Raw genomic sequence first — 24212 nt, forward strand, 5'->3', positions numbered from 1 at the left:
AAAGACTTCGTTGTTAAATTTGACATTCGTCTCAGTTTTTTAGGACTCATCTACTGTCGCGAGAAACTGGCACCACCGGGTGGGGTGATGTTCCTCGCCCTCGATAGTGAACCGATCCTTGGAAAATCGAATGACAAAGCCAGATTCCTCGAAGAGAGCCTTGTAATTATGAGAGAACGACAATTCGTGACCATAGGGAAAAGAGGCCGGCTCCCCATTCAGGTCATGATCGATCGCCAATGTCTCGGTGACGGCTACTGCGCAGGGCTGGTTTCCCCGCTTCAATTCCTCGAATAGCCCCAGAATCTGGTCGCGAGTAAAATACTCAAGAACACCTCCATTCGTCAGCAGAACAGTTCCAGCTGCAGGCCGGCGGATCAACCAATGAAGGGCATCTTCATTCCAAAAGTGGAGCTTCGGGTTTTGGCGAAACTTCTCCCGATTCGACTCAATCTGCTCCGCATTGATGTCGACTCCGTGGAACTCTCCAATCAAATCAAGTTTCGATTCCAAGTAGGAAAGCACCCTTCCATCCCCCACCCCTACTTCAACAAGCCGTGGAGTCTCAACTCCGAACTCCTGCACCACCTTTGAGATCTCCTCCAAGATTCCTGCGTGATGACGAAGAAAGACCGTTTCGAACCGATGTTCGAAGTTGTCGAAAAACTCGTCCGAGTGCGGCGATGCCCAATAGTCACGCATGAAGTCCTGGATCAGCCCGTGATCCTCTTCACCAATCGCGCGAACAAGAAAACCATTTCTGAGCAGCTTCCCTGAGGTCCCCCATGGTTTGCTGAAAGGCCGCTTTCTCACCGCGCGAGCTCGCCCAGGAAGTAGCCCAATCAATTGCTTGCCAAATAGCCCCTTTATAAGGCGAGAGGCAGGAAGATTGGAGATGCGTCGGTAGGCTTTCATTGATTTTGATTTGGGTTTTCGGCATTCACTAATCTTCTACTCGCACTCTAGAAATCCTTCCCTCCTGCCAGAGGCAGTAGAGCGTCGGAACGATGAACATCGTCATCAGTTCGACGAACATTCCGCCGAAGATCGGGATCGCCATCGGGACCATCAGGTCCGATCCACGACCGGTCGAGGTGATAACGGGAAGCAATGCCAACAAGGTAGTGGCGGTTGTCATAAGACATGGGCGGACACGCCGCAACCCGGCTTCAAGCGTCGCAGTTCGAACTTCATCTATGGTACTCGGCTTTAACTCGTCGAACTTCTGTCGGAGGTAAGTAGACACCACAACCCCATCGTCAGTTGCAATGCCGAAGAGTGCAAGGAAGCCCACCCAAACCGCAGTCGAGATGTTGATCGGTCCGACGTTGAACAAGTGACCGACGTGATGGCCGAAGATCTCGAAATCAAGAAAGCCCGGACGACCGTAGAGCCACAACATTAGGAATCCGCCCGCCCAGGCGACAGCCACGCCACTGAAAATGATGCCGGTATTGATGACCGAGCGACTGTCGAGGTAGAGCAGCATGAAGATCGCGCCGAGACAGATCGGTAGCATGAACAGCAACGTCCGATTAAACTCAAGCGCGGCCTCGTAGTTCCCGGCGAAGTCGTAGCGCAAGCCAGGCGGGCGGCGTAGTTCTCCGGACTTTTCCTTTTCATTTAGGAACTTGCCAATCGCCTCCACGACGTCGACCTCCGGGAATCCCGGCTCTGCACCAAAAGTCAGATAACCTGTTAGAAACGTATCCTCCGCCTTGATCACCTGCGGACCACGCACATAGCGAAGATCGGCCAGCTGTTCGAGCGGCACCTGCGCGCCCTCCTTCGAAGTGACGAGGATCCGGCCGAGGCTTTCGATGTCATCACGGCGCTCACGAGCGTAGCGAACCTGGATCATGTAGCGTTCGCGCCCTTCGATGGTATAGCCCATCATTTTGCCTCCGATGGCCCCTTGGATTGCTTCATGGATGTCGGAGATGTTCAGCCCGTAGCGCGAGGCAGCGGATCGATCGGGAATGATTTCAAGATAGGGTTTGCCGACGATGCGGTCTGCATTGACCGTGGCAGTGGCCAGACCGGGCACCTCGCCACTGCGCAACAACCTTTCAACATCGAGTCCAAAATTCTGGATCGTCTCAAGGTCGGGCCCCTTGATTTTCATCCCCATCGGTGCGCGCATGCCTGTGCGCAGCATCACCAGGCGTGTTTCGATCGGCTGAAGCTTCGGCGCACCGGTGACTCCTGGCATACGGGTGACACGGTCAATCTCCACCCAAATGTCATCGGGCGATTTGATTTCCGGACGCCATTGGCGGAAAGGCGTGCCGCTGGAATCCTCGACCAAACTACCAGCTTCATCGTAGATGAAGTCCCCTTGTTCGTCAGTCTTGAATCGCAGCACCCGACCCTTCTCGTCGGACTTGTATTCGGAAACGTAGTTGATGACCGTTTCGACCATCGAGATCGGCGCGGGATCGAGTGAGGACTCGACGCGTCCAATCTTTCCGACCACCTGATCGACCTCAGGAATCGAGGCAATGGCGGCATCAAGCTGACGAAGCGACTCGGTTGCTTCTTCGATCGAAGCATGTGGACTAACCGTCGGCATGAAAAGGAAGGTCCCTTCATCAAGCGCCGGGCGGAACTCGCGGCCGAGCCCGGGGAACTTCTCCGAGGCATCCTTCCAAAGCGCCGTCTCTGTGACCCGGTCTCCGAAGGTATTCGGCACAAAGGAAAATAACTTATCGAAACCAATCCAGATGCTCCCGGCGAGTATCAGCAAGGCGACCGGTACGCTTAAGAACATCGCTTTGTGTCGCAGGCACCAAGTGAGCACGGAGCCATAAGTGAGTTCAAACAAACGAAAGGCACCAAGCAGGCCACCGAGCACCATGAATACAAAAACGAAGTTCATCACGCTGCTGCGATCGAGGCCAAGTGGCATCCAATCTACCGTAAGCATCCAGGCCACGACTACAGCAATGGATAGATTGATCACCAGCACGCTGATCCGCGCCGTACGGCCTTGGACTTTCGGCGAAAAATAGACACCGACGGCGAGCACCAGCAAAGCGCCTGCCAGCGGGGCTGAGAAGGAAAACGAGATTAGCCCGGCTGCCAGCAGCAACTTGGCGGCAAGGAATCGGCGCTCCCGCATGAAACGCGGCAACGTTCCGAAAATGATGTGTGCCACCGGCGGGATGATTGTCAGAGCCACCACGATCGAAGCAATCAACGCGAAGGTTTTGGTGAACGCCAGCGGACGGAACAAGCGACCCGCCTCGCCTGTCATCGTGAATACCGGCAGGAAGCTGATCACCGTCGTCGCCACGGATGTCGTCACCGCCGAGGCCACCTCAGTGACAGCTCGATAGATGACGGCCGCCTTCGACTCACTGGGATCGGCTTCATCGAGATGCTTGAGCATGTTCTCCGTGAGTACGATCCCGACATCAACCACCGTGCCGATCGCGATCGCAATGCCTGCTAGAGCAACGATATTCGCATCGACCCCGGCGAGCTTCATGGTGATGAAGGTGATCAGCACGGCGAGCGGCAGCATCGCCGAGATCAACAGGCTGCTACGTAGGTGAAGAACCATCACCACCACCACAATGATCGTCACCAGAATCTGTTGCCACAGCGCCTCATCGAGGGTGTTGAGAGTTTCTGAAATGAGGTGGGTTCGATCGTAGAAGGGAACGACGGTGACTTTCGAAGTCGTCATCCAGTCGGGCCAATCGGCGCGAGCACTGAGCTTGGCCCAGGCAATCCATTCGTTCTGGGCAAGCGACTCAACACCCTCGTCCGCGAAAGCCGGTTCGATCTTCTGTTCAATCGCGAAGCTCTTAACTTCTTCGGGTGAAACTCTGTTCCAATCAACGACCACCCTAGTCGGGAGAGCGTCCTCTAGTTGCTTGATCTTCTCCTTGGTGCTTTTAATCGCCGCCATCGGATTGGCTCCGAATCGTGCGACGACCACACCACCGGCAGCATCGGCTCCATTCACATCAAGCGCTCCGCGGCGTAGCGCTGGACCCAACTCGACCGAGGCGACTTGGCCGACGGTGATTGGTGTTCCGTCACGCACCGTCACCACAGCATCCCGCAGATCATCAACACTTGAGACATAGCCGGTCGCACGGATAAAGTACTCCACTCCATTTACTGCCAGATTGCGTGCGCCAATCTCTTGGTTCGATTTTCGAACCGCATCAACAACCTGAGCTAAGGTCACATTCTGAGCGCGCAGCTTATCGGGATCCACATCGACCTGGTATTGCCGGACATAGCCACCCACCGAAGCCACCTCTGCTATACCCTCCGCCGCGAGCAATGCGTAACGCACCTGCCAGTCCTGCAAAGATCGCAGTTCGTCCGGGTCCCATCCACCCACGGGATTGCCATCGGGGTCCCGGCCTTCAAGGTAATACCAGAAGACCTGGCCAAGACCGGTGGCATCGGGGCCGAGAGTCGGGGTCACTTCATCAGGAATCAGCCCTGCGGGAAGCGAGTTGAGCTTTTCGAGCACTCGACTACGGCTCCAGTAAAACTCCACGTCTTCCTCGAAAATCAGATAAACGTAGGAGTATCCGAACATCGAGAACGAACGCACCTCGCGCACGCCCGGCACGCCGAGAAGTGACACCGTAAGCGGATAGGTTACTTGGTCCTCGATGTCCTGTGGCGATCGCCCGGCCCACTCGGTGAAGATGATCTGCTGGTTGTCGCCGAGGTCTGGAATCGCATCGACCGCCACCGGATCGCGCGGGTAATCGCCCGTGTCCCAATCAAAGGGTGCGACCCGCACACCCCATGCGATCACGAAGGCAAGGAGTAGCAGGACGACTAGCTTCTGATGAAGACAGAAATGGATGAGCTTGTTCATTGCGCCTGCGGCGATTGCCAAGTGAGAAGTATGAAGTGAACCGTAGTCATGCTTAGTGGCCTGAGTGATCTTGCTTAGGCTTAACCGGCTCCTCAGACGGCTTCGTATCCGGAGTGCGCCCCATGGAAAGCGTGTCCTTCAGGCCTCCACATGTGAGCATAGCGTCACCGTAATAGGGGTTGAGGACCGTTGGCAGAGCTGAGAGCCAATCGGCTCCATCGCCGAAAGCCATCGGGCAATGAACGACGTAGAGATCACCTAGTTGATCCATGCCATGGGCCCGGACTATGGCGATCAGCGTGTCGCTAACCTGCTTGAATGCGGCGCGACGCGACTTGATGTCATTGGCATCCGCCAGCATTCCGGCAGCCTCTCCCAGCGCCTTCGCATCAGGCAGTTGCAGCCCGGCCATCGTCACTTCAAAGGAGGCAGCGGCAGCCTTTGATCCGGCTTCATCATCATCGGCCAGCGCTTTGGCGAGCGGAAGGTAGGCAGCGACCGCTTTCTTCAGATTCTCCACAACCACCGGGTCCGAGTTCGGAGTGGCAATCGCCTTGTAGGGAAGCCCAAGGCGACGACCCGCATTTTCAATGCTGCGCCCGACGATTCCCATAGCCACCAACGGCGAATTGCCGAGCTTGTCCTGTGCGAGTGTTAGATCGACCAGCAGCTGATCAGAGAACTCGTTCCACAAGTTCAGGTCCTCGGCTTGCATCGCCTCAGTGCGCACGGTTTGCACGGATTTTCGGATCGACTGAAGTTGTTCGGTCATGCCCGTTACGTTCTCTGCACGGGCGGCCGTTTCAAAACGCCCGAGGGAGCGCAAAACCGACGGCCATTGTCCTGACAAGTCCTCCGGAGCCTCGCCTGCGGGTCTCTCTTCGAGCCCGGCCTCGGCGTTCATCATCGATGGCCGACCTTTGATCTGAAGTTCGGAATCGAGCTTGAAAGCACCGCGAGTGACGACCAGTTCGCCCTCGGCCAATCCTTCACGCACGATGAATTCACTGCCCACCGACGGACCCAGCACGATCTGGCGACCTTCAAAAATAGGCGTTTCCTCCTCGGGAAGACGCACATACACAAGGGCGCGATCACCGGTCTGCAACACGGCGCTTCGTGGAATTAGCAAGGGATTTAGAACCGGACTCTCTTCACCGACAAAGCCGAGTGATTCCGCCGGGACAAGGTCCATACCACAAATGTCGCATTGGCCCGGGCCGTCTTTCACGATTTCCGGGTGCATCGGGCTGATCCATTTTCCAATCAATTCGGGATCAATCACGCGACCGTCCGCAGTCATCCGTGAGGCGATGCGAACTTTGGCAAAGACGCCTGGCTTAAGGAGGCCGTCCGGATTCTCGACATTGGCACGGACTGAAACAATGCGACGCATTGGGTCGAGCTCGGGATCGATAAAGGCGACACGCCCGTGGAAAACCTCGCCCGGGATCGAATCGACCGTGAACTCCAGATCCTGACCATAGCGAATCCATGGCAAGTCGCTTTCGTAGGCCTCGACCTGTAGCCAAACGCTGCTGAGATCTGCAACACGCAAGATCGCATCTCCGGTTTTTACATAGGCCCCTTCATTGACGAGCTTATCAACCACAACACCATCCTGTGGTGAGTCGATCTGAAGCGTTGGGCTGGGCTCGCTCTTGTTTTCGATGCGAAAAATCTGTTCGTCGCTGAGCTGAAGCAGTCGGAGGCGCTCACGGGCGGAATCCAACAGCCGCTTGCGAGTATCCTTAATGGCAGCTGAGGAGGAAGCATCGAGACGCTCGAAGCCAGCTTTGGCGGAGATCAATTCCTTTTGCGCCACAAACAAATCGGGCGAATAGATCTCGGCAAGGTGGTCGCCCTTTCTCACGCGTGCCCCGGTGAAATCGACGTAAAGCCGATCCAGCCGCCCCCCCATTCGTGCAGTAGCTGCGGTGATTCGACGCTCATCGTAGTCGATCTTTCCAAAGAGCTTGATGTCAGCCTGAGCGGGTGCCCGGCGAACGGGAGTGACTCGTAGATCGAGCAGCGCGGCCGCTTCGGCCGACACATTGACTTCACGAAGCCCACCTCCTCCATCGTCCTGGAGAAGGATGAGATCCATGTTGCAGATCGGACAGAGGCCGAAATTCGGCTGTCGGATCTGGGGGTGCATCGAGCAGGTCCAAACCTCGTCGCTGGCACCGGCATGGTCCTGCCCGTCATTTTTTTCAGACCCTGGTAGACCGAACCACCAGCCTGCGAGAAAGAGAGCAAGCGGCAGGATAAAGACCAATAGCTTGCGCGGATGATTAAGGAAGGCGGGAAGTTTCATCGGTTGAAATGGTTGTTGTTAGGTAAGGAGCACTTGCGTTGTTTCCTCATCGGATTCCCGCAGCGGCGCGGAGGGTAGCGGTGGCTTTTCCGATTTGAGCGCGGTTGCTGGCGAGTTGGAGGCGGTAGGCAAGTAGGCCTCGCCACGTATCGATCAGATCGGTGTAGGAACTTTCCTCAGCGCTGTAGCCAGTGAGCGTGACATCGAAAGCCTGCTTCGCATCCGGGATCAGACGGGTCTCGAATAGGTTTGCGACATCACGTGAAGTCTTCGCGCGATACCATGCATCTTCGACGCGGTAGCGAAGGTCGGAGCGGGTGGCGGCGATCATCGATTCGGTCTCGGCAATCCCTTCACGGGCTTCGCGAATCATGGCTTTCCGTGGCTCTTGCCAAAGAGGAATGCTGACACCAAGTGTCGCGTAAACCTGGTCGCGACCATTGGCCACTCCCGACAGTCCCGAGTCGGAAACCGCCGCTCCCGCAATGCCTGCGGTGAAGTCCGGATACTTTTCCAACTCAGCACGTTTGAGTCGATGCCGGAAGGCGTTGGCGCGTTGCTCTGCAGCCGCGACTTCGGGATGACTCGATTGAGCTTGGGCTAGCAGACCATTGAGCGAACCCGGCGAGGGAACCCGGGAACTCGCCGCGCTAGGCAAGGATGAGCCGGCGGGACGATTGAGAAGTGAATTGAGTCTCGCCCGGGCTGTGTCACGAAGTTGATCGGCGTTGGCGAGGTCTCGGTCGACCAACGAGATTTCATTGGCGAGGCGAAGTTGGTCGGCTTGGGTCGCTTGATCGGCAGCGACGCGAGCGTCGATCACCTCGCGCAGTGCTTCGAGAACAGAACGACTTTCACGGCTGATGCTGATCGTTTGTTCTGCGAGGTAGAGATCCCACCACGCAGCGTGTACTTGCTCGGTGAGCTTTAGTTCCAGCGCTTTGACCTCTTCGGTCGCAGCAGCGGCTTCACTGTCGGAAGCGGCGGCGGCAGCTGATCGTTTTCCGGGAAATGGGATCTTCTGCTTCACTCCGCCCGCGGCATCGACCCGACCGGCAGCGGTCTCGGCCATTGAACCTGCAGCGATTTCAATCATCGGGTCAGGCAGCGCACGGTCCTGGGGTGCCTTCTGGGAAAGTCTGGCCGCACGGTGTCGGGCAGCCATCAAGGAAGGATGGTACTGAATGGCAAGCCTCGCCAATTCCTCGGGACCTGAAGCACCCGAAACCGAATAGTTCACAGCAGCCGATGGTGGTGGCGACTCAAGCGAGACTTCCTTTCCACCAGCACCGCTTCCTCCCGTGCTACATGATGCCATGAGCCCAATCAGACCCAGAAGAGTGAGGTACCGTGTTAACTGATGCATGTTTGAAAACATTCGCCCGAGTGGGGCTCCGAAGTCAGAACACCCTTGAGGATTGAAACCCTTGAAAAATTTGTCGTTGCTAGACTTCATGTGAATGGAAGGAGAGTCCCCGGATAGCCAGCGCGGCAATCCGGTGCGGATGGATTATTCTCCGAGCTTGCTCAGGTACTTCGCTGGGTCCTTCTCGAATTTTGGAATGCAGGAGTCGCAGCAGAACTTAATGTCCTGTCCCTCGTGGGTAATCACCACAGGATCTCCCATCGACCCGAGTTCCTCGCCGGAGACGAGGCAGGAATCCAGCGGGTAGGGTTTCGAGGTTGCCTGCCCTGATGAGGAAGCGTTGCTGGCCGATTCCGGTTTGGAGCAGGAACTAAAAAGGATGACTAGGGAGCTAAAGATAAAAATTGGTTTCATAATACTTTTGTTGGATTGGTCCAAATAACTACGTTGTTAAAAACGCAGAGTGGCTGGCGTGATCCATGAAAAGGATCCGCGTGCCTGGGAGCGACGAATGAGCGCGCAAGGTCCCGACAATCTCAATGGATGCGAGACAGGCTAAAGAACTGAACCTTTAGATCAGCCAGCGAGAGTAACTTACTAACAACCACTTGGGCGGATCACAGTCTGTGCGCGGTGCCCCATAAATCACCGATTTCACGGCAAGCTTGAGGTTCGCATAGGTAAGATCCTGAACCACTGGCTCAAGCAAGAGCGCCATGTCGCTGGGAATTTCTAGGGTCTTAGCTTCGGACTTTGGCTCCTTAGACTTACAGGCACAGGAATGCGGCGTCTTCTCTTCACTCCCCTTCCCTTCTTGGTCGGCTTCAACCGCACAGCACGAGCCGCGCCCGGCCGAGGCGGAGGTCTCGGAGGAACAGCAACACAACGGACTGGCGATCAAAAGCGCCAGCAACGTCGAAATGATGAAACGGAATGGATTCAAGGAATCTTGAGCGCACGGCCCGGTGCAGTAGTAGTAAATCTCTTGTCGGATCGTCAAGGCTAGGAAACCTAAGCCCTTAGCCAGTGGCGCTCGTTGATCGGGCTAACGACAATGATCCGCCCGGTCGGAGCATGCCCCGAACCGGACGGACCTCCCCTGAAGACTCTTCCTTATTCTTCCTTGATCGGAACGATGAACATGCATTCCTTGCCTTCTTCGTTCACGTAAATGATCTCACGCTTGGTTCTGGGAGCAGTTCCCTTCCCAGGAGGTCCAACCCTCTTGACCTTCACCTTCTTCTTGCAGGATGGGCAGTGAATCGGCCCTCCATCGTGACAGAGAGCCTCGACTTCCTTGTCATCGGCGACTTCCTTGACGGTTACTGACTGACACTCCATGCAAACTTGCATGTAGCGGTTTCCCTTCTTCATCTTCTGGATCTCTTCTTGAGAACTTGCGGATTTAAGGGGACTCTTTGGGAACGGCAGCGCATTATTGGCGCGCTGGGCCGATGCAGTGGTGGCGAGCCCTACTGCAAGCAGCAGGCCGGTGAATGCTTTTAACATAGTTTTCATCTGTTTTTCAGTTTCTAGATTTCCGCAGCGACCCGGGTCTAACCATTCCATTCGGTCAGAACTTCAAGCGGCTACAATAGGAGACACACCGACGGCCGCCTTCCCCCTCAGAAAAAATGGGATTTCTTCAAAGTCTTCTGAGGTAGCGCCACTCCCTCTCAAAAGTTCAAGGGGGGAGCCCCTTCAGGGTGTTCAACTCTCCTGTACTCTTGGAGCCCCAATTCATGACCCTATCCGCAATGCCGCACCGTGCTGACTGCAAGGCACTTCCGAAACTCTTCCTTCTTGGACTCTATGCTCTGGTCCTGCTAGTGCCACCGCTTCTTGGAATTCTCGGAGCGGCAGCCGGTCATGCTGATGACACACTCGGTCGAATTGGGAAAAACCTTGGTTTGATCGCTTTCGCGATGGTGGCGATGCAGTTCGTGCTCTCCGCGCGCATCCGATGGATCGAACGCCCATTTGGCCTCGATGCAGTACTTCGCTTTCATCGCCGGATGGGCATGTGGGCAGGACTCTTCCTGATCATTCATCCGCTCCTTCTCGCGCTTGGTGAGTCCGGCCCCGAACTCCTCTATAAGATCGAGGTTCCCTGGTTCATCTGGTTCGGTCGAATCGCACTTCTTCTGGTGGCCACGCAGGTCGCTGTCACGATCTTCCGTCGCTCCATCGATTTGAAATACGAATCATGGCGGCAGCTCCACCTCGTGATCGCAGCTGTCGTTCTGGTCCTTGCTTTCACCCACAGCTGGAGCGGCGGGGGCTCTCTCGGTTCTCCGGCCATGAAGGCCTACTGGATCGCATTGGCGACCACGGCCGTGGGTGCCCAGATCTGGCACCGAGGGCTTCGTCCACGAAACTTGAAGAGACACCTCTATCGGGTTCGCTCCACAAAAGGGGAATCGCACGAAGTAGCAACCATCGTCCTGGAACCGGACGAGGGAGGTCCGGTGGCCGAGTTTTTGCCGGGTCAGTTTCACTTTCTCCGTGCGGTCGACGCGATCGTTGACATCCCCCATGAAGAACATCCATTCACCATCTCTTCATGTCCAACCGAGCGGCGGCACTTTGCTTCTTCGATAAAGTGTTCGGGTGACTTCACTGCGAAGATTCCGAAGATTCAGGAAGGAGACCGCTTCGCCATCGACGGCCCGTTCGGGCGTTTTTCATACGTCCTTCATCCAGCAGAAACGCATCTCATTTTCATCGCCGGTGGAATAGGCATCACTCCCCTGATGAGCATGCTCCGTCACATGCGGAGCACGCATCGAGAGGACCTCAGCGTGACCCTTCTGTATGGAAACACAGCCGCCGAAGACATCGTCTTCCATCGCGAGCTTGACGAGATCGCCGAAAGCGGCGCCCCTCGACTTGAAGTCATTCACGTGCTTAGCCACCCGGACCTAGCGGGCGGCTGGAACGGGGAAACAGGCCACATCAACCGAGAGATGATCGCGGCCAGCCTTCCGAACGATCTGACTAAAACCGGCGTTTATCTCTGCGCACCACCCGGAATGATGTCCGAAATCTCCGGAATTATCCTAGACTTGGGAGTTCCCAAGACGCGCATTCATCTCGAAGCCTTTTCCTACTAAAATCATCGCAATCCCCGTCCTCATGCACCGATTCGCAACCATTGACCGATCCGCAATCTTCATCGCGATCCTCGCGATTCTTGTAGCCGTCGTTTGCGCCTTAGTGCCGCAACCTAAAGGCGACTCGGATAGCCATGGCGAAAACGTGAAAGAATCCCGTTCGCCGGCCAAAGAATCTGATGCGAGCCATGGCGAACATCACACGCATTCCCATTGATCGTTACCGACTCTAACGAGTTACAAAGTCTTTCAACATTCCATGAAACTCCATTGTTAGAGATGAAAGCCGCAATCGATTCCCAATGCCAACGATCTGAAAGTTTCCTATATAACTGAATAGATTCCATGGTGATTCGTCTCAGGGGCTGCGATCATCGAAGATCGCAGAACAGTAACCTAAGCATTATCACAATATGAAATCGAATCCGTTCACCCCTTTTCTTGCCACCTTGAGCTTCGGCCTACTCGCCGCAACTTCGGCAAATGCCCGAGACCAAGAACGTTCCTTCGCCCACGCTGTAACAGACAGCATTCGGCACGAGGTTGGTCATGTCATTCGCGGCCACCAAAGCGATCATCGCACAAACTACCAGTACCGTAATCAACACGGTCACGTGATCGATAGACACTACGGGCACCGCCCCGCTCCAATCCATCATGCTCGTCGAGGTGGATACAACCACAACAATGGACATCGCGGATATACCCGAGGCGGTGGATACAGCACCGGCGGGCATGGCGGAAACTCGCACGGCAATAGCCACAGCAGGAACGGACACTAGCAGCGAGCTTCCTCGATATTTGACTTTTCAGGGTCGAGACTCGCAGGGCGATTCGAGAGCGTAAGGCTCTTGGGTCGCCCTGTTCTCGTCTGAGGGACAAGCAAGCGCGACGGAATATTTTCAAGGGTTGGGCAGCTCGGCGGTGTTCGACACCTATCCTCCTTCGTTCCCGTCGCATGAGCCCCACCCTTAAACGCCGCCTTACCGATTTCCCGCTGGGCAAGCAGCTCCGCTTTCTAATTGGCACCGCTCTGCTTCAGACACGGCGGTTTGATGCCGACTTGATCGACGCTGCACCCTATTCCAAGGATTGGAGTCCATTCCACCGCCTGCTCCGAAACGGTCTTTACTATGAGGCCTTGAGAAAACGCGACTTCACAACCCTTGGTCGCTACTTGAAGGACTACTGGTCGGTGGACGCCGGTTTGAACTTCCACGAAGTTTTTGCCCATCGCTTCGAGAACCACTTTCTCCTCCGCGACGTCCGTTTGATGCCAGAAATCGAGCGACTTGCCTTGTCAGATCCCGCCTACCAATCCCTATGTGAAATCGGATGCGGTAATGGCATGGTCCTCGACTACTATCGTCGCCATTTGCCTGTTTTCGACCACTACATCGGTCTCGATCTGAGCCATGTGGAGATCGAGAAAAACAGGATTCGTCATGATGCTTCTCTGAAATTCCACACCGCCGACGCCGTGGAATGGATCGCCAACGAATCCACCGACGGAATCGTGTTTCTAACAAACGGAGGCGTCTTTGAATGCTTCACACCGGACGAACTCACTTCTCTGCTCGATCAAGCTCGGAAGGGCGGAGGTCCCGTCGCTTTTGCCATTACGGAAAACATCGCTACGGACCATGAAATCGAGATCGACCGGATGTCTCACGTCTATGCTGCCGAGTTCTCGTTCTCCCACAACTATCCTTACCTATTTCGAGCCTCGGGATACCGAATCCGCTTTATGCACGAGACCTTTGTTGCCGGCGAGCGCTGGATCAATCTTCTCGCCGAATATCCCGGCTCCCAACGTCCCCCATCGGCATGAAAGAGGAACCAGAACATAGCGCGACTTCCGACATTCTATCGAAGTCCAGAATCTACCGGGATTACCACGATGCCTTCAGTAAAGCAACCGGCCTGCCCCTGACTCTGGATGCACCCGGAGCGAACGCCTTCCACCTTAGGAAAGTCCCGAAGTCAGCCCCCTTCTGTGCCCTGATGGCGAAGTCGAACGTCTCCTGCGCCGCATGCTATGCACTTCAGCAACGTCTCGAAGAATCGGCCCAACTTGAACCCAGAACCTTGAAGTGCTTTGCTGGCCTGTGCGAGACAGCGGTCCCCGTACGCGTCGGTCACAAACTTGTCGCGTTCCTTCACACCGGCCACGTTCTCATCGATCGGCCGGACAAGGCGAAGTTCAGCCGAATATCAAAAGAACTCCTGAGCCTAGGCACAGACATCGACCTCAAGCAGGCCGAAGAAGCGTGGTTCGCGACTAGGGTCCTCACTCGTGATCAATATGAGTCGATGGTCCGCCTTCTAACCGTCTTTGCCCAGCATCTGGGGCTTTGCGGCAGTCAATTGGTCCTAAAGCAGAAACAGAAGGAGCCCTTATCGGTGAAGCGAGCCAGAGAGATCATCAACCTTCAATACCAGGATGAGCTTTCATTGGGAATGATCGCCGCCAAGGTCAACGTCAGCGCAGGCTATTTTAGCGACATTTTCAAGAAGGCCACCGGCATCAACTTCGTCGAATACGTGGCCCGTGTCCGTATCGAGAAAGCCAAGAATATGCTCCAAAAACCGGATGTGCGCATCAGTGAGGTAGCCTTCGAAGTTGGTTTCCAATCTCTCTCCCAGTTCAACCGCGCATTCAAGAAATACGCGGGAATGACCCCCTCCGAGTTGCGCGAAGAGAGTGCCGTTTTCTGATTCCGGAGAATTGCCGGAGACTTCTGAAAAAATGCGGAGCGTAGGGCATGGAGTCGCCTATAGCTTGAGAGAGTTGGTCCGCTCATTGGTCCCGCAATCGCGAAACCAGGGACAGCTCCAATCAAACCACTAAAACATAACACTATGAAAAAACGAATCGTTACCGCCGTCGCAGCCCTTGGCCTTATTGGGTTCAGCCTGTCCATCAGCTCGTGTGCCGACTATGATTCCGGTGGAGGCAATCATCAAATGGGCGCGCCGGGAAGAACCCACACCATGCCCGATGACGCCCACGACCGATGATCCCAAGACAAGGTAGGCAGAGAAGCATATGCGACGAACTTCCGTCGCTGGATCCTCGCTTCATTCCCACCGCTCGCGTCAGTGAAGTGGTCTGCGAAGTCGGATTCCAATCGCTCTCCCAGTTCAACCGCGCCTTCAAGCGATACGCCGGCATGACGGCCAGCGAAGTCCGGGAAAGCGGAGGATCGTCTTAGAACCGGGAAAGCGCTCATCGGTTCTGGGAAAATGCGGAGCGAATCCGGGATCTCAAAGCTAATCTGGCCATATCGGAAAATTCGCTACGGAAGGCTCCCAGCCTTCTGGATTCAACGAATACCGACAACTACGAACTAAAAACAATATGAAAAAGTACATCACAATTGCCGTTGCAGCACTCGGCTACCTCGCCTTCGGTCTCTCCGCCAGCTCGTGCTCAAATACCGGATCCGGTGGAGGCACGCACCGAATGGGAGTTCCAGGAAAGTCCCAACCGATGGCTGATGATCATATGACCGAGGGGTCGAGACCAAGCAGGCCGAGAGAGCGGGGCATTTCAGACAAGTACTAAAACACCATAAGTCCTGTATTGTGGTGGGGAGGCTGCCGCGATCAACCGCAGTCTCCTTCTTGCAAATTCTTCGCTTCTGATGTCGCTCCAAATTCATCTTCGAGATTGTCACGGGGATGGCCGCAGGCTCTCGGCACGCTCCGCGATCCTAAAAGTCGCCGATGGAAGTATCGGGCTTGGAGATTCATCCTATCTTTCTTTCAAGAGGGGTTCCTTAGAAATCGACTTGGGAAAGAAGCTTAGTGTCTTCGGACTCGGCGAAGGATTTGCATCCTTGGAGAATTCAGCCATATCTCTCATCGCTGAATCCGTTGTCGAATCTCCTCCTGGTCTTGGCGATCTGTGCAGTGGCCATCTCGCTCCAATGGATGCATGCCGTTGCGTAGTATGCGAGAGCCTCATCAAAGATGATGCGTATTGTCAAACCATCAACGATCGTCGGATCAACCTATGTTGCCCCCGCTGTGCTGAAACATTCGTCCACGCACAGCACCTCGTAAGGAAGATTGATACTGCGCAAACTGAAGAGACTCCGGGATCGATCTGAAAAACTGCGGATTCATTCACCAAGGATGATTGGCGGACCATGCGTTCGTTGGTCCAAGGTTACACGAATCCAGTCTGGAGACCCGCGTTATCTGTGAGTTCTAAAAGGATTCCAATCTACAATCATTGCACCATGAAAAAGAATGCTTCTATAATAATTTCGGTGATCCTCGCCACCTTACTTGCCAGTTGTGCAACGTCGAGTAACAGCTCCAACGCAACGGTATGCCCTGACTGCGAAACTGTACTGCTGGATAGCAAAGTATACGACGACGGGACCTATGAGCCCCTTGTTCATAAAAGCCATAGTTGTCCTGGCTGCCAAGGTGCCCTGACAACGCTTTTCAAAGAGGGAAAACTCCAGCACCGCTGCTCGATCTGTAGCAAACAGGGCTTCTCCTGCCCCATCAGTCACCCTGTCACCAAATCCTGAATTACCAAAATTATGAAACCATTACTCACTTTAACCGGGCTTGTCGCGTTTGCTTCGACGTTGGCATTGACAGCCGCTCCACAAGTCGATCCCGCCGAACACGCTGCCCATGTCGCGGCGGACCCAACCGCCCATCAATCTACTACGGATACCCAGGCGGGCGATCCAGAGTTGACGCATGATCTCGCCGCCATGCGGGAGAAAGTCGCACAACTGGAGGCGGCGCTTCCAAAGAAGAACGCCCCGTCTGCGAACTCCAACGAAATGGCCATGCCTGCACCGGCCCAGGACGCCAAAATGAGTGGAATGACGGACTCCAGCCCAACCATGGGAAAAATGGACAAAATGGGTATGATGAAAATGGGCGGAGGATCCATGGGCACGGCTTCCGCTACCCCCTCCGGCGGCGAAATGAACATGGGCGGAGCCGGTCAGGGCATGGGCATGATGGGAGACATGGGAATGATGAAAATGGAGGGAGGATCCATGGGTGGCATGTCCGGCATGGGCATGATGCAAATGGATAAGATGAAGAAGGCTGGAATGATGGGCATGGGACCGATGTCGGGAAGTATGCAGAACGGTCTTCCCGGCTCAGCACTGCCCGGCTTCCCGGGTGCGTCCCACCTTTATCACCTTGGGTCCACTGACTTCTTCCTAGATCACGGGTCGCATATCTTGCTCACCACCGAGCAGACCGCCGCGCTTAATCGGATCAAGGAGCAATCTGCCTTAGCGGGAAGTGCCTCGGATCGCTCTATTGAAAGTGCCGAAGAGGAACTCTGGGTTCTGACGTCCGTTGACCAACCGGACATCGCCGCCATCGAAGCCAAGGCGGAGGAGATCGCGAAAAGCATGGCGGAAAAACGGGTCGCATTCATCCGTTCGGTCGGCGAGGCCGCAAAGCTTCTCACCGACGAACAGCGTCAGAGCCTCACAGGATTCGCCCCACCCACCCCGGCGATGGAAGGAATGTAATCTCATCATCACACCTATATCCCTATGAAAAAGAACAACACAAAGAAGGTCGAATTCTCCTGCATAGCCCTTAAAGCCAAATCAGTTTTCTTGGCCGGTACTTTCAACGATTGGAATCCCGAGTCCATTCCGTTGAAGTTTGCCACCAACGGGAAGTGGAGCACCAGACTCGACCTCGCACCAGGACGCTACGAATTCAAATTCATTGTCGATGGTCAGTGGTGTTGCGAACCCGGATGCGAGCACGAATACAAGGGCTGCAAAAAATGCTGCGCCAACGAGATGGGAACGATGAACCGATTCATTGAAGTCAGCTGATGATTCTCTGTGCAGCCAGATCAAACGAACCGACCAGAAAGCTGATTATCCCAAAATTGGCTTTGGGGGTTCTGGCTGTACTAACCACCAGCACGACTGTTGCCCAAAACCCTTTTCAAGATTACGAGGGCCATCAATGTAGAGATGCCCCTTCAAAGGCAACGTTCATGGGTATCCGAAAGTCACTCGGCAAAGCCGAGATTAGCTTACCTATTCACAAAACGGAAACCAAGATCTACAGCCTCTATCATATTGGATCGAAGAATTTCTTCTTGGACCACCAAGCCAAACTCACGCTTAGTGCAGAACAGATATACGCACTCTTTCTTATTAGGGCGCGGTCATCGTCATCACAGTCTTCCGCAGACCTGAATATCGAATATGAAGAACACCAGCTTTGGCTTCTTACTTCAGAGAACCAACCCAACGATAGATTTATTGCCGAGAAAGTAAGGGAGATAGAAAAACTTCGGAGCGCAAGAAGGCTGGCATTTATCCACGCAGTTGCAGAGGCGGTAGAGGTTTTGACCGACCAACAGCAGCAACTACTTACAGAAAAACAGGCGACAACCAAATTGCCGAATCCGACCGGCCCATGACTAATTGAAATCGATGAAAAATCCTAAATCCAGCGAATTGAGGATCATCTCGGAGCTTCCTCTGAGTCGTCACGAAGACAGGTTCTTCAGCGACAAATTTTGGTGTTGGACGCCGGGAAGTAATATGAACCACGCCTGCCCAGACCGCTTTAGGAACAAGCATGGCACTACGAACCAGACAGCAGGAGTTTCACCATGATGCCTCCCCACTTTTAAAATTTCTATGCCCGATATTTTTCAATCTGCCCTAAGCCGCTTAGAAGAAGCTTCCAAGCACTGCCAAATCGACCCCGAAACACTCCAGCGCCTCCGCCATCCAATGGCCATTTTTCAGGTGTCAGTACCTGTGCGGATGGATGACGGTTCGTTAAAGATTTTCAAGGGCTATCGAGTCCGCCATAATGATGTTCTTGGCCCGACCAAAGGAGGACTCCGCTACCATCCCCAAGTAGACCTCGGTGAAGTCAAATCGCTAGCATTCTGGATGACCTGCAAATGTGCCGCTGTCGGGATACCATTCGGAGGTGCAAAAGGGGGCATCACCGTTGATCCAAAGAACCTGTCCAAATTGGAGTTGGAACGCCTCAGTCGTGGTTTCATCCAGCAACTTGCCGGATTTATCGGACCGGACACCGACATTCCTGCACCCGATGTCTACACCAACCCGACCATCATGGGTTGGATGGTGGATGAATATTCGAAAATTCACCACCAGAAGCTACCTGCCGTGATCACCGGGAAGCCTGTGCCACTAGGCGGAAGCCTCGGGCGGGAGGAAGCAACCGGCCGAGGTGCCTATCACTGTATCAAGCAACTCGAAAAGATTAGAGACTGGAGCCCATCGGAAATCCGCGTCGCCATTCAGGGATTCGGCAACGCTGGCCAACACGTCGCCAGCCTGCTCCATCGGGACGGCTACCGTATTGTGGCAATCAGTGATTCTCATGGTGCCGCCTATCGGGAATCAGGGCTCGAGATTCCGAGAATTATCGAAGAAAAGAACCGAACACGATCACTTTCGGGCGTCTACTGCGAGTGCTCGGTTTCCACCTGTAGTCCCTGCGAGAATGAGGGTACGCGACGAATCACCAACTCAGAGCTGTTGGAGCTGGATGTCGATGTCCTGATACCAGCCGCCTTGGAGAACCAGCTTACGGTCGAGAACGCGGACCGAATCAAGGCCCCAGTCATCGTCGAAGTCGCCAATGGCCCCACCCAACCCGAAGCAGACCAGATTCTGAATTCTAAAGGAACCTTGATCGTCCCCGACATCCTCGCCAACGCCGGTGGAGTGACAGTCAGTTACTTCGAATGGCTCCAAAATCGCTCAGGCGACCGCTGGTCACTCGATGAAGTTCGTGATCGTCTTTTCATAAGCATGTCGGCCGCCTTCAAAGCGATCTACTCCCGAATGAATGGCGGCGAAATGACTTTCCGCACCGCAGCCTACGTACACGCACTTGAGCGTATCGATGCGGCCGTCGACTCCCAAGGGACCTACAGCTACTTCAGCCATTAATGAAGCGTCGGACCATAAGTAATCTCCTCACCTTCCACACCATTTTGAAACATCTGATCATTCTTGCTACCCTATTAGTCACTGCGCATCCAACCGTTGCGCAGACTCCAGAAGAGCATGCAAGCCACCACCCCGGTGAGGCTACAAGCCCGAATGGGGGTGATTCTCAAGAAGGCTCGGGTATGGGAGGCATGATGGGGGGCAAGGGCGGCCCGCCAGCCGGAGCTGGCGGCGGGATGATGGGAGGCAAAGGCGGCATGGGCGGGATGATGGAAAAGATGGGCGCACCCAAGCCGAAAGATCTCTATCCGACGCTGATGAGCCTCCCTGAACTCACGCCCGAGAAGCGCATCGAGGTCGAGGCGCAAGCGGATGAGAGAGTCGCCTCCGGCACTGCGCTCATGGGTAAAGGACTCGACGCCCTGTCGCAGGGCAACGCCACGGAAAACCATGCCGCGATGCAGGAAGCCGTTGCCACCATCCGGGAAGGACTCGCCCAGCTCGATAGCGGACTCGCCGCACGTCGCGCTTTGGCCGAAGGCAAGGCTCCGAACAATGTCGCACTCCAGTGGTTCAAGCGTGAGATGAATCTTCTCCCGCCCGGCACCACGTCGATGGAGTCCGGGCTGTTCGGCATCACGCCATTTCACCTCTTTACGATGGTGTTGCTTGTCGCATTCGCGCTCGCGATGCTTGCCATGTATTTCTTCAAGATGCGCCGCGCGGCAGCGCTCTTCGGTCGGATCGAGGCAGGCAAAGGACCCCCGCCTCCCGGCTCTGCCCCGGAACTCGCCGGAGGAAAGCCAGCAAAGTAAAAAGCACCGGAGGAAGACAAACCTTTTGCGGCCACCAACTGATCGAGGCCACACCGATATGAGCAAATCAATTTCCGAGAAAGCCACGTCGTCTGAGGAAGACGAAAAAGACCCACGGCCTGCCGATTCCAATCCGAAGACAACGCCACCTTTGACCAAGAATTGGCGCGGGCAGCTTCGCGTGGAAAGCGTGATCATCGAAACACCGAACGTGAAAACGATTCGGCTCGTGCCTGCCTCCGGCGAGCGCTACCTGCCTTTTACCTACGTGCCCGGCCAGTTCCTCAACGTCGCGTTCTGGATCGGCGGCGGGAGGATGAATCGCTCCTACTCCATCTCCTCCTCACCGCACGAGCGCGAATACCTCGATCTAACCGTGCGGCGCGAGCCACGGGGTGCGGTCTCCCGTCACATCGTTGATTTGCTCAGAAAAGACGACCTGATCGAGGCCGGCGGCCCGGTCGGGATGTTCACGTTTACCGGAGAAGAAGCGGACAGCATCGTCCTCATCTCCGGCGGGGTCGGCATCACGCCCATGATGAGCATCAGCCGCTATCTCACCGAGCAGTCCTGGCCCGGAGACATCTACTTCATCTATGCCTGCCGCACCCCGGAAGACTATATTTTTTCAAAAGAGATCGCGGAACTCGAAAAGCGTAACCCAAAGCTACATGTAGCGATCGCGATGTCCCGTGCCGAAGAAGGTGAGTGGAAAGGGCATCGGGGTCGCATTACCAAAGAATGGCTCGCAGAGACCGTTCCCGATCTTACATCGCGTCGAATCCACATCTGCGGCCCGATCCCGATGATGGATGGAACAAAAGCTCTCCTCGACGAGCTGGACGTTCCTTCGGAGCAGGTGAAAACCGAAGCCTTCGGCACGCCAAAACCCAGCCCGGCTGCCGCTGGAACCACCGCCAAACCCTCCACCGAAGCCAGCGGCCCGCTGGTGACATTTTCCAAGAATAACAAGTCGGCGAAAAGTCATCCTGGTCAAACCGTGTTGGAAATTGCTGAGGACCTCGGCGTCGAAATCCAATTCTCCTGCCGCGTCGGCACCTGCGGAATCTGCAAGGTAAAGATGACCGCCGGCGAGGTGGACCAGGAGGTGCAGGACGCGCTCGACGATGACGATAAGGCCGATGGAATCATCCTCGCCTGTCAGGCAAAACCCACGACCGAGGTCACCGTAGAGGCATAAATTATGAAAGAACGTGAACGTCTCATTCTCAGCAGTGTTCTCGCCCTTCTGCTGTTAACTTGGCTCGGCTTTCTTTTCCACAGCTCGCCGGACTTTGCGGGTAGTGGCCTGGGTTCGGCATTCGGGATCGCCGGTGCCGTGCTCATGCTCATCCCGCTTGCCTATCCCTTCGTGAAGCGCATTGCCTTTATCCGTGATCGGGTCACAAAACGCGTTTCACTGCAGACCATGATGACCTGGCATGTCTATGCGGGCATCTTTGGCCCCCTGCTCGCGATCATCCACACCGGCCACAAGTTCGAGAGTTGGCTCGGGATCACGCTGACCGCAGTAATGCTGCTCTGCGTCGTCAGCGGCTTCGCCCTTCGCTATCTCACCACCTACGTCGCGCATGATATGAAGGACAAGCTTCTCCTGCTCCAGACCGCCCGCGGCGATCTCGACAGCGCGTGGGGAGTGCTCGAAAACTCCCCAGCGGAAGCGAAAGCCCTTCCAAAGTCGCGCCTCCTCGCGGCAGGTTTGGGTTCGCTGGGCATCGATCTCTCACCGGGCGGTCCGGCGGGCGAAGTCACGCGCCTCGCCGATTCCGTGGCGGACTTGGAATTCGCGATTCGCACCGATGAACTCTTCAAACGCTGGTTCTCCTATTCGCTGAAGCTGCATATCGTTCTCTCTATCCTCCTTTACGTGCTGCTCGGCCTTCACATCTGGGCGGGATTTCATTTCGGACTTAGGTGGTTATCATGAAACTTAAAAAAGCATTCCTCTTCGCCATCGCCGTCCTCGCAACCATCGCCGCCGCCGTCTATTTCACCACCGATCATGGCGAAGGCGGCAGGCAGGGCCTGGGAAGCACCGCCGCATGGCAGCGCATGGCCAATCCCGGCACACTCTCCACGGCCCACGCCTTTCTCGACCACAACTGCAGCGCCTGCCACACTCCAGGGAAAGGTGCCGAGGCCACCAACTGCATTGTCTGCCACGCCAATGACGACAGCATCCTCCAGCGGCAACCCACTGCCTTTCACGCTGACATCGGAAACTGCCGGGACTGTCATAGTGAACATCGCGGGCGTCATGCCGAGATGACCAACATGGACCACGACGTTCTTGCTGTCATTGGGCGGAAAAATCTCGAAGAGTCCGCAAGCGACGGCAGCGAATCCGCCGCCCTACTGGCCTGGCTCAAGCATGCAGGAGCCGGCAAAAGCACCGCCGGCACCGCAGCACCGGCATCTGATTTCGTCCATCCGATGCTGACCGCCAACGAACGCACCCTCAACTGCGCGAGCTGCCATCAAAACGACGATCAGCATTTCGGTCTCTTCGGCAGCGACTGCTCATCCTGCCACGAAGCCACCCGTTGGAACCTCCCCGAGTTCCGCCACCCTTCATCGAACTCAAAAGACTGCTCCCAATGCCATCAGGCACCCCCGAGCCACTACATGATGCATTTCAAAATGATCTCCGCGACTGTCGCCGGAAAACCCCACGCCAAGGTCAGCGAGTGCTACACTTGCCACCAAACCACCTCATGGCCGGACATCAAGGGGGTTGGTTGGTACAAGCATCATTGATTCCCCATACTTCATGGAACACTTCCGCCACATCATGGACATCATCGGCACCGGCGTGGATGCCGTCGGCGTGCTGATCATCGTGATCGGTGCGATTGTCGCCCTAGTTCGCCTGCTGCTGCGCCGCAGCGGCTCGGGCTACAAGCAGTTCCGCGAAGACTTCGGCCGAGCCATCCTTCTCGCACTGGAGTTCCTTGTCGCCGGCGACATCATCCGCACCGTCGTCGTTGCCCCGACCATGGAAAACGTCGCGGTGCTCGGTCTCCTTGTCCTGATCCGGACCTTTCTCAGCTTCTCCATGCAACTCGAAATTGACGGTCGCTGGCCGTGGCAAAAAGCAAGCGTCCAACGCGATCCGAACTAATAGGTCATCCAAGGGTTTCAAGGCACTTCGGTGTGTCACACTAAAGCGAATCCCATGACTCCTATACATGTTTCAAACTCAGAACCTCGACGAGTCCACTGCGAAGTCTGCGATCGTCGCATCCACTCTATAAGCGAATGTAGTTGGCTTATGTTCGGCGACCAGTACCACGTCGCTTGCAGTCAAAAATGCATACAGTTGCTTCGCTCAAGACTCAAAACCAAGGACAAGACATCTGGTCCAACATCGCTTGCACCACTAGATCGGCAAGTCAGCCATTTCAAGCACTGAAGCGACTTACCTTAATCGTGGACCATTCCCGGTTGCCATCAGCGGGATAGAACTTACCCTCCCCTATCAATGACAGATCCTTTCATCTCCGACTCAAATTGTGGCGAAACCTGTGTTGTCTGCGGGAAATCCGTTGCTGGCGGACGGGGCTACTCTCACCTCGAACACGAAGGCAAGTCCTTTGCTTTGTGTTGCCCGCTTTGCCTCGAAACCTTCCAGAAGAAGCCTGGCTACTACGCCGTTATGAAGTCGGCCAACGAAACGCTTCATCACCCCAATCCGCCAAATTAGGAGAATCTTAATCGGATGACATTGCGCCTCCGGTGCTCAGTAGCTGAAGGAAGCGGCTCCTAAC

General features: G+C 55.4%; 23 protein-coding genes. 16 read left to right on the plus strand and 7 right to left on the minus strand.

Translation table 11 applies throughout. The annotated features are described in order from the left end of the window. Positions 1–39: 39 nt before the first annotated feature. The 7 genes from WBG04_RS03300 to WBG04_RS03330 all read right to left on the minus strand — a co-directional run bounded on the left by WBG04_RS03300 (position 40) and on the right by WBG04_RS03330 (position 10104). Positions 40–813 carry a class I SAM-dependent methyltransferase gene (locus WBG04_RS03300; protein WP_424312935.1) on the minus strand — a complete coding sequence of 258 codons (774 nt, stop codon included), beginning with the start codon at positions 811–813 and terminating at the stop codon, positions 40–42. 130 nt (positions 814–943) lie between these two features. Then, on the minus strand, positions 944–4852 hold the full coding sequence (locus WBG04_RS03305) for an efflux RND transporter permease subunit (RefSeq protein ID WP_424312936.1): 3909 nt from the start codon (positions 4850–4852) through the stop codon (positions 944–946). A 52-nt stretch (positions 4853–4904) separates the two neighbouring features. Beyond that, positions 4905–7169, minus strand: coding sequence for an efflux RND transporter periplasmic adaptor subunit (locus WBG04_RS03310; RefSeq protein ID WP_424312937.1), 2265 nt, complete (start codon positions 7167–7169; stop codon positions 4905–4907). A 46-nt stretch (positions 7170–7215) separates the two neighbouring features. Beyond that, on the minus strand, positions 7216–8487 hold the full coding sequence (locus tag WBG04_RS03315) for a TolC family protein (RefSeq protein WP_424312938.1): 1272 nt from the start codon (positions 8485–8487) through the stop codon (positions 7216–7218). Between the two features lie 192 nt (positions 8488–8679). Next, entirely contained in the window at positions 8680–8949 is a 270-nt protein-coding gene (locus WBG04_RS03320; protein WP_424312939.1) for a hypothetical protein, read from the minus strand. Positions 8950–9106: 157 nt separating this feature from the next. After that, positions 9107–9478: a hypothetical protein gene (locus WBG04_RS03325; RefSeq protein WP_424312940.1), complete on the minus strand. Its 372-nt coding sequence runs from the start codon at positions 9476–9478 to the stop codon at positions 9107–9109. Positions 9479–9648: 170 nt separating this feature from the next. Continuing rightward, the gene (locus WBG04_RS03330) at positions 9649–10104 is read right to left on the minus strand and encodes a hypothetical protein (RefSeq protein WP_424312941.1); all 456 of its coding nucleotides are present in this window, start codon (positions 10102–10104) and stop codon (positions 9649–9651) included. 173 nt (positions 10105–10277) lie between these two features. Between WBG04_RS03330 and WBG04_RS03335 the strand changes: the two genes are divergently transcribed. From WBG04_RS03335 to WBG04_RS03410, 16 genes are all read left to right on the plus strand, one after another. Then, entirely contained in the window at positions 10278–11648 is a 1371-nt protein-coding gene (locus tag WBG04_RS03335; RefSeq protein WP_424312942.1) for a ferredoxin reductase family protein, read from the plus strand. 413 nt (positions 11649–12061) lie between these two features. Next, positions 12062–12430, plus strand: a complete 369-nt coding sequence (locus tag WBG04_RS03340; RefSeq protein WP_424312943.1) for a hypothetical protein — start codon at positions 12062–12064, stop codon at positions 12428–12430. A gap of 176 nt (positions 12431–12606) precedes the next feature. Then, positions 12607–13479: a class I SAM-dependent methyltransferase gene (locus tag WBG04_RS03345; protein WP_424312944.1), complete on the plus strand. Its 873-nt coding sequence runs from the start codon at positions 12607–12609 to the stop codon at positions 13477–13479. After that, positions 13476–14366 (plus strand): helix-turn-helix domain-containing protein, encoded by an 891-nt coding sequence (locus WBG04_RS03350; protein WP_424312945.1) that lies wholly within the window; start codon positions 13476–13478, stop codon positions 14364–14366. The genes WBG04_RS03345 and WBG04_RS03350 overlap by 4 nt, the downstream gene beginning before the upstream one ends. Before the next feature lie 144 nt (positions 14367–14510). Continuing rightward, the gene (locus tag WBG04_RS03355) at positions 14511–14669 is read left to right on the plus strand and encodes a hypothetical protein (RefSeq protein ID WP_424312946.1); all 159 of its coding nucleotides are present in this window, start codon (positions 14511–14513) and stop codon (positions 14667–14669) included. Beyond that, positions 14666–14863 carry a helix-turn-helix domain-containing protein gene (locus WBG04_RS03360; protein ID WP_424312947.1) on the plus strand — a complete coding sequence of 66 codons (198 nt, stop codon included), beginning with the start codon at positions 14666–14668 and terminating at the stop codon, positions 14861–14863. Before WBG04_RS03355 ends, WBG04_RS03360 begins: the two co-directional genes overlap by 4 nt. A 1344-nt stretch (positions 14864–16207) precedes the next feature. Further along, positions 16208–17173: a Spy/CpxP family protein refolding chaperone gene (locus tag WBG04_RS03365; RefSeq protein ID WP_424312948.1), complete on the plus strand. Its 966-nt coding sequence runs from the start codon at positions 16208–16210 to the stop codon at positions 17171–17173. A gap of 24 nt (positions 17174–17197) precedes the next feature. Beyond that, positions 17198–17491: a glycogen-binding domain-containing protein gene (locus tag WBG04_RS03370; protein ID WP_424312949.1), complete on the plus strand. Its 294-nt coding sequence runs from the start codon at positions 17198–17200 to the stop codon at positions 17489–17491. After that, complete coding sequence (locus WBG04_RS03375; protein ID WP_424312950.1) at positions 17491–18090, plus strand: hypothetical protein; 600 nt, start codon at positions 17491–17493, stop codon at positions 18088–18090. Before WBG04_RS03370 ends, WBG04_RS03375 begins: the two co-directional genes overlap by 1 nt. A gap of 223 nt (positions 18091–18313) precedes the next feature. Then, on the plus strand, positions 18314–19609 hold the full coding sequence (locus tag WBG04_RS03380) for a Glu/Leu/Phe/Val family dehydrogenase (protein WP_424312951.1): 1296 nt from the start codon (positions 18314–18316) through the stop codon (positions 19607–19609). 44 nt (positions 19610–19653) lie between these two features. Beyond that, on the plus strand, positions 19654–20424 hold the full coding sequence (locus WBG04_RS03385) for a hypothetical protein (protein ID WP_424312952.1): 771 nt from the start codon (positions 19654–19656) through the stop codon (positions 20422–20424). A 58-nt stretch (positions 20425–20482) separates the two neighbouring features. Further along, positions 20483–21625, plus strand: coding sequence for a 2Fe-2S iron-sulfur cluster-binding protein (locus WBG04_RS03390; protein WP_424312953.1), 1143 nt, complete (start codon positions 20483–20485; stop codon positions 21623–21625). 3 nt (positions 21626–21628) lie between these two features. After that, positions 21629–22372 carry a hypothetical protein gene (locus tag WBG04_RS03395; RefSeq protein WP_424312954.1) on the plus strand — a complete coding sequence of 248 codons (744 nt, stop codon included), beginning with the start codon at positions 21629–21631 and terminating at the stop codon, positions 22370–22372. After that, the gene (locus WBG04_RS03400; protein WP_424312955.1) at positions 22369–23202 is read left to right on the plus strand and encodes a hypothetical protein; all 834 of its coding nucleotides are present in this window, start codon (positions 22369–22371) and stop codon (positions 23200–23202) included. The genes WBG04_RS03395 and WBG04_RS03400 overlap by 4 nt, the downstream gene beginning before the upstream one ends. A 13-nt stretch (positions 23203–23215) precedes the next feature. Then, positions 23216–23566: a DUF1622 domain-containing protein gene (locus WBG04_RS03405; RefSeq protein WP_424312956.1), complete on the plus strand. Its 351-nt coding sequence runs from the start codon at positions 23216–23218 to the stop codon at positions 23564–23566. Between the two features lie 360 nt (positions 23567–23926). After that, positions 23927–24148: a hypothetical protein gene (locus WBG04_RS03410; RefSeq protein ID WP_424312957.1), complete on the plus strand. Its 222-nt coding sequence runs from the start codon at positions 23927–23929 to the stop codon at positions 24146–24148. Positions 24149–24212: the final 64 nt, after the last annotated feature.

It is taken from the genome of Haloferula sp. (assembly GCF_049672945.1).
GTDB lineage: Bacteria > Verrucomicrobiota > Verrucomicrobiia > Verrucomicrobiales > Akkermansiaceae > Haloferula.

Excerpts from the sequence above, each read along its gene's own strand:
- WBG04_RS03305 (WP_424312936.1), bottom strand. The coding sequence starts at position 4,852 with ATGAACAAGCTCATCCATTTCTGTCTTCATCAGAAGCTAGTCGTCCTG.
- WBG04_RS03310 (WP_424312937.1), bottom strand. The coding sequence starts at position 7,169 with ATGAAACTTCCCGCCTTCCTTAATCATCCGCGCAAGCTATTGGTCTTT.
- WBG04_RS03315 (WP_424312938.1), bottom strand. The coding sequence starts at position 8,487 with ATGGCATCATGTAGCACGGGAGGAAGCGGTGCTGGTGGAAAGGAAGTC.
- WBG04_RS03320 (WP_424312939.1), bottom strand. The coding sequence starts at position 8,949 with ATGAAACCAATTTTTATCTTTAGCTCCCTAGTCATCCTTTTTAGTTCC.
- WBG04_RS03330 (WP_424312941.1), bottom strand. The coding sequence starts at position 10,104 with ATGGAATGGTTAGACCCGGGTCGCTGCGGAAATCTAGAAACTGAAAAA.
- WBG04_RS03335 (WP_424312942.1), top strand. The coding sequence starts at position 10,278 with ATGACCCTATCCGCAATGCCGCACCGTGCTGACTGCAAGGCACTTCCG.
- WBG04_RS03340 (WP_424312943.1), top strand. The coding sequence starts at position 12,062 with ATGAAATCGAATCCGTTCACCCCTTTTCTTGCCACCTTGAGCTTCGGC.
- WBG04_RS03345 (WP_424312944.1), top strand. The coding sequence starts at position 12,607 with ATGAGCCCCACCCTTAAACGCCGCCTTACCGATTTCCCGCTGGGCAAG.
- WBG04_RS03350 (WP_424312945.1), top strand. The coding sequence starts at position 13,476 with ATGAAAGAGGAACCAGAACATAGCGCGACTTCCGACATTCTATCGAAG.
- WBG04_RS03355 (WP_424312946.1), top strand. The coding sequence starts at position 14,511 with ATGAAAAAACGAATCGTTACCGCCGTCGCAGCCCTTGGCCTTATTGGG.
- WBG04_RS03360 (WP_424312947.1), top strand. The coding sequence starts at position 14,666 with ATGATCCCAAGACAAGGTAGGCAGAGAAGCATATGCGACGAACTTCCG.
- WBG04_RS03365 (WP_424312948.1), top strand. The coding sequence starts at position 16,208 with ATGAAACCATTACTCACTTTAACCGGGCTTGTCGCGTTTGCTTCGACG.
- WBG04_RS03370 (WP_424312949.1), top strand. The coding sequence starts at position 17,198 with ATGAAAAAGAACAACACAAAGAAGGTCGAATTCTCCTGCATAGCCCTT.
- WBG04_RS03375 (WP_424312950.1), top strand. The coding sequence starts at position 17,491 with ATGATTCTCTGTGCAGCCAGATCAAACGAACCGACCAGAAAGCTGATT.
- WBG04_RS03380 (WP_424312951.1), top strand. The coding sequence starts at position 18,314 with ATGCCCGATATTTTTCAATCTGCCCTAAGCCGCTTAGAAGAAGCTTCC.
- WBG04_RS03390 (WP_424312953.1), top strand. The coding sequence starts at position 20,483 with ATGAGCAAATCAATTTCCGAGAAAGCCACGTCGTCTGAGGAAGACGAA.
- WBG04_RS03395 (WP_424312954.1), top strand. The coding sequence starts at position 21,629 with ATGAAAGAACGTGAACGTCTCATTCTCAGCAGTGTTCTCGCCCTTCTG.
- WBG04_RS03400 (WP_424312955.1), top strand. The coding sequence starts at position 22,369 with ATGAAACTTAAAAAAGCATTCCTCTTCGCCATCGCCGTCCTCGCAACC.
- WBG04_RS03405 (WP_424312956.1), top strand. The coding sequence starts at position 23,216 with ATGGAACACTTCCGCCACATCATGGACATCATCGGCACCGGCGTGGAT.
- WBG04_RS03410 (WP_424312957.1), top strand. The coding sequence starts at position 23,927 with ATGACAGATCCTTTCATCTCCGACTCAAATTGTGGCGAAACCTGTGTT.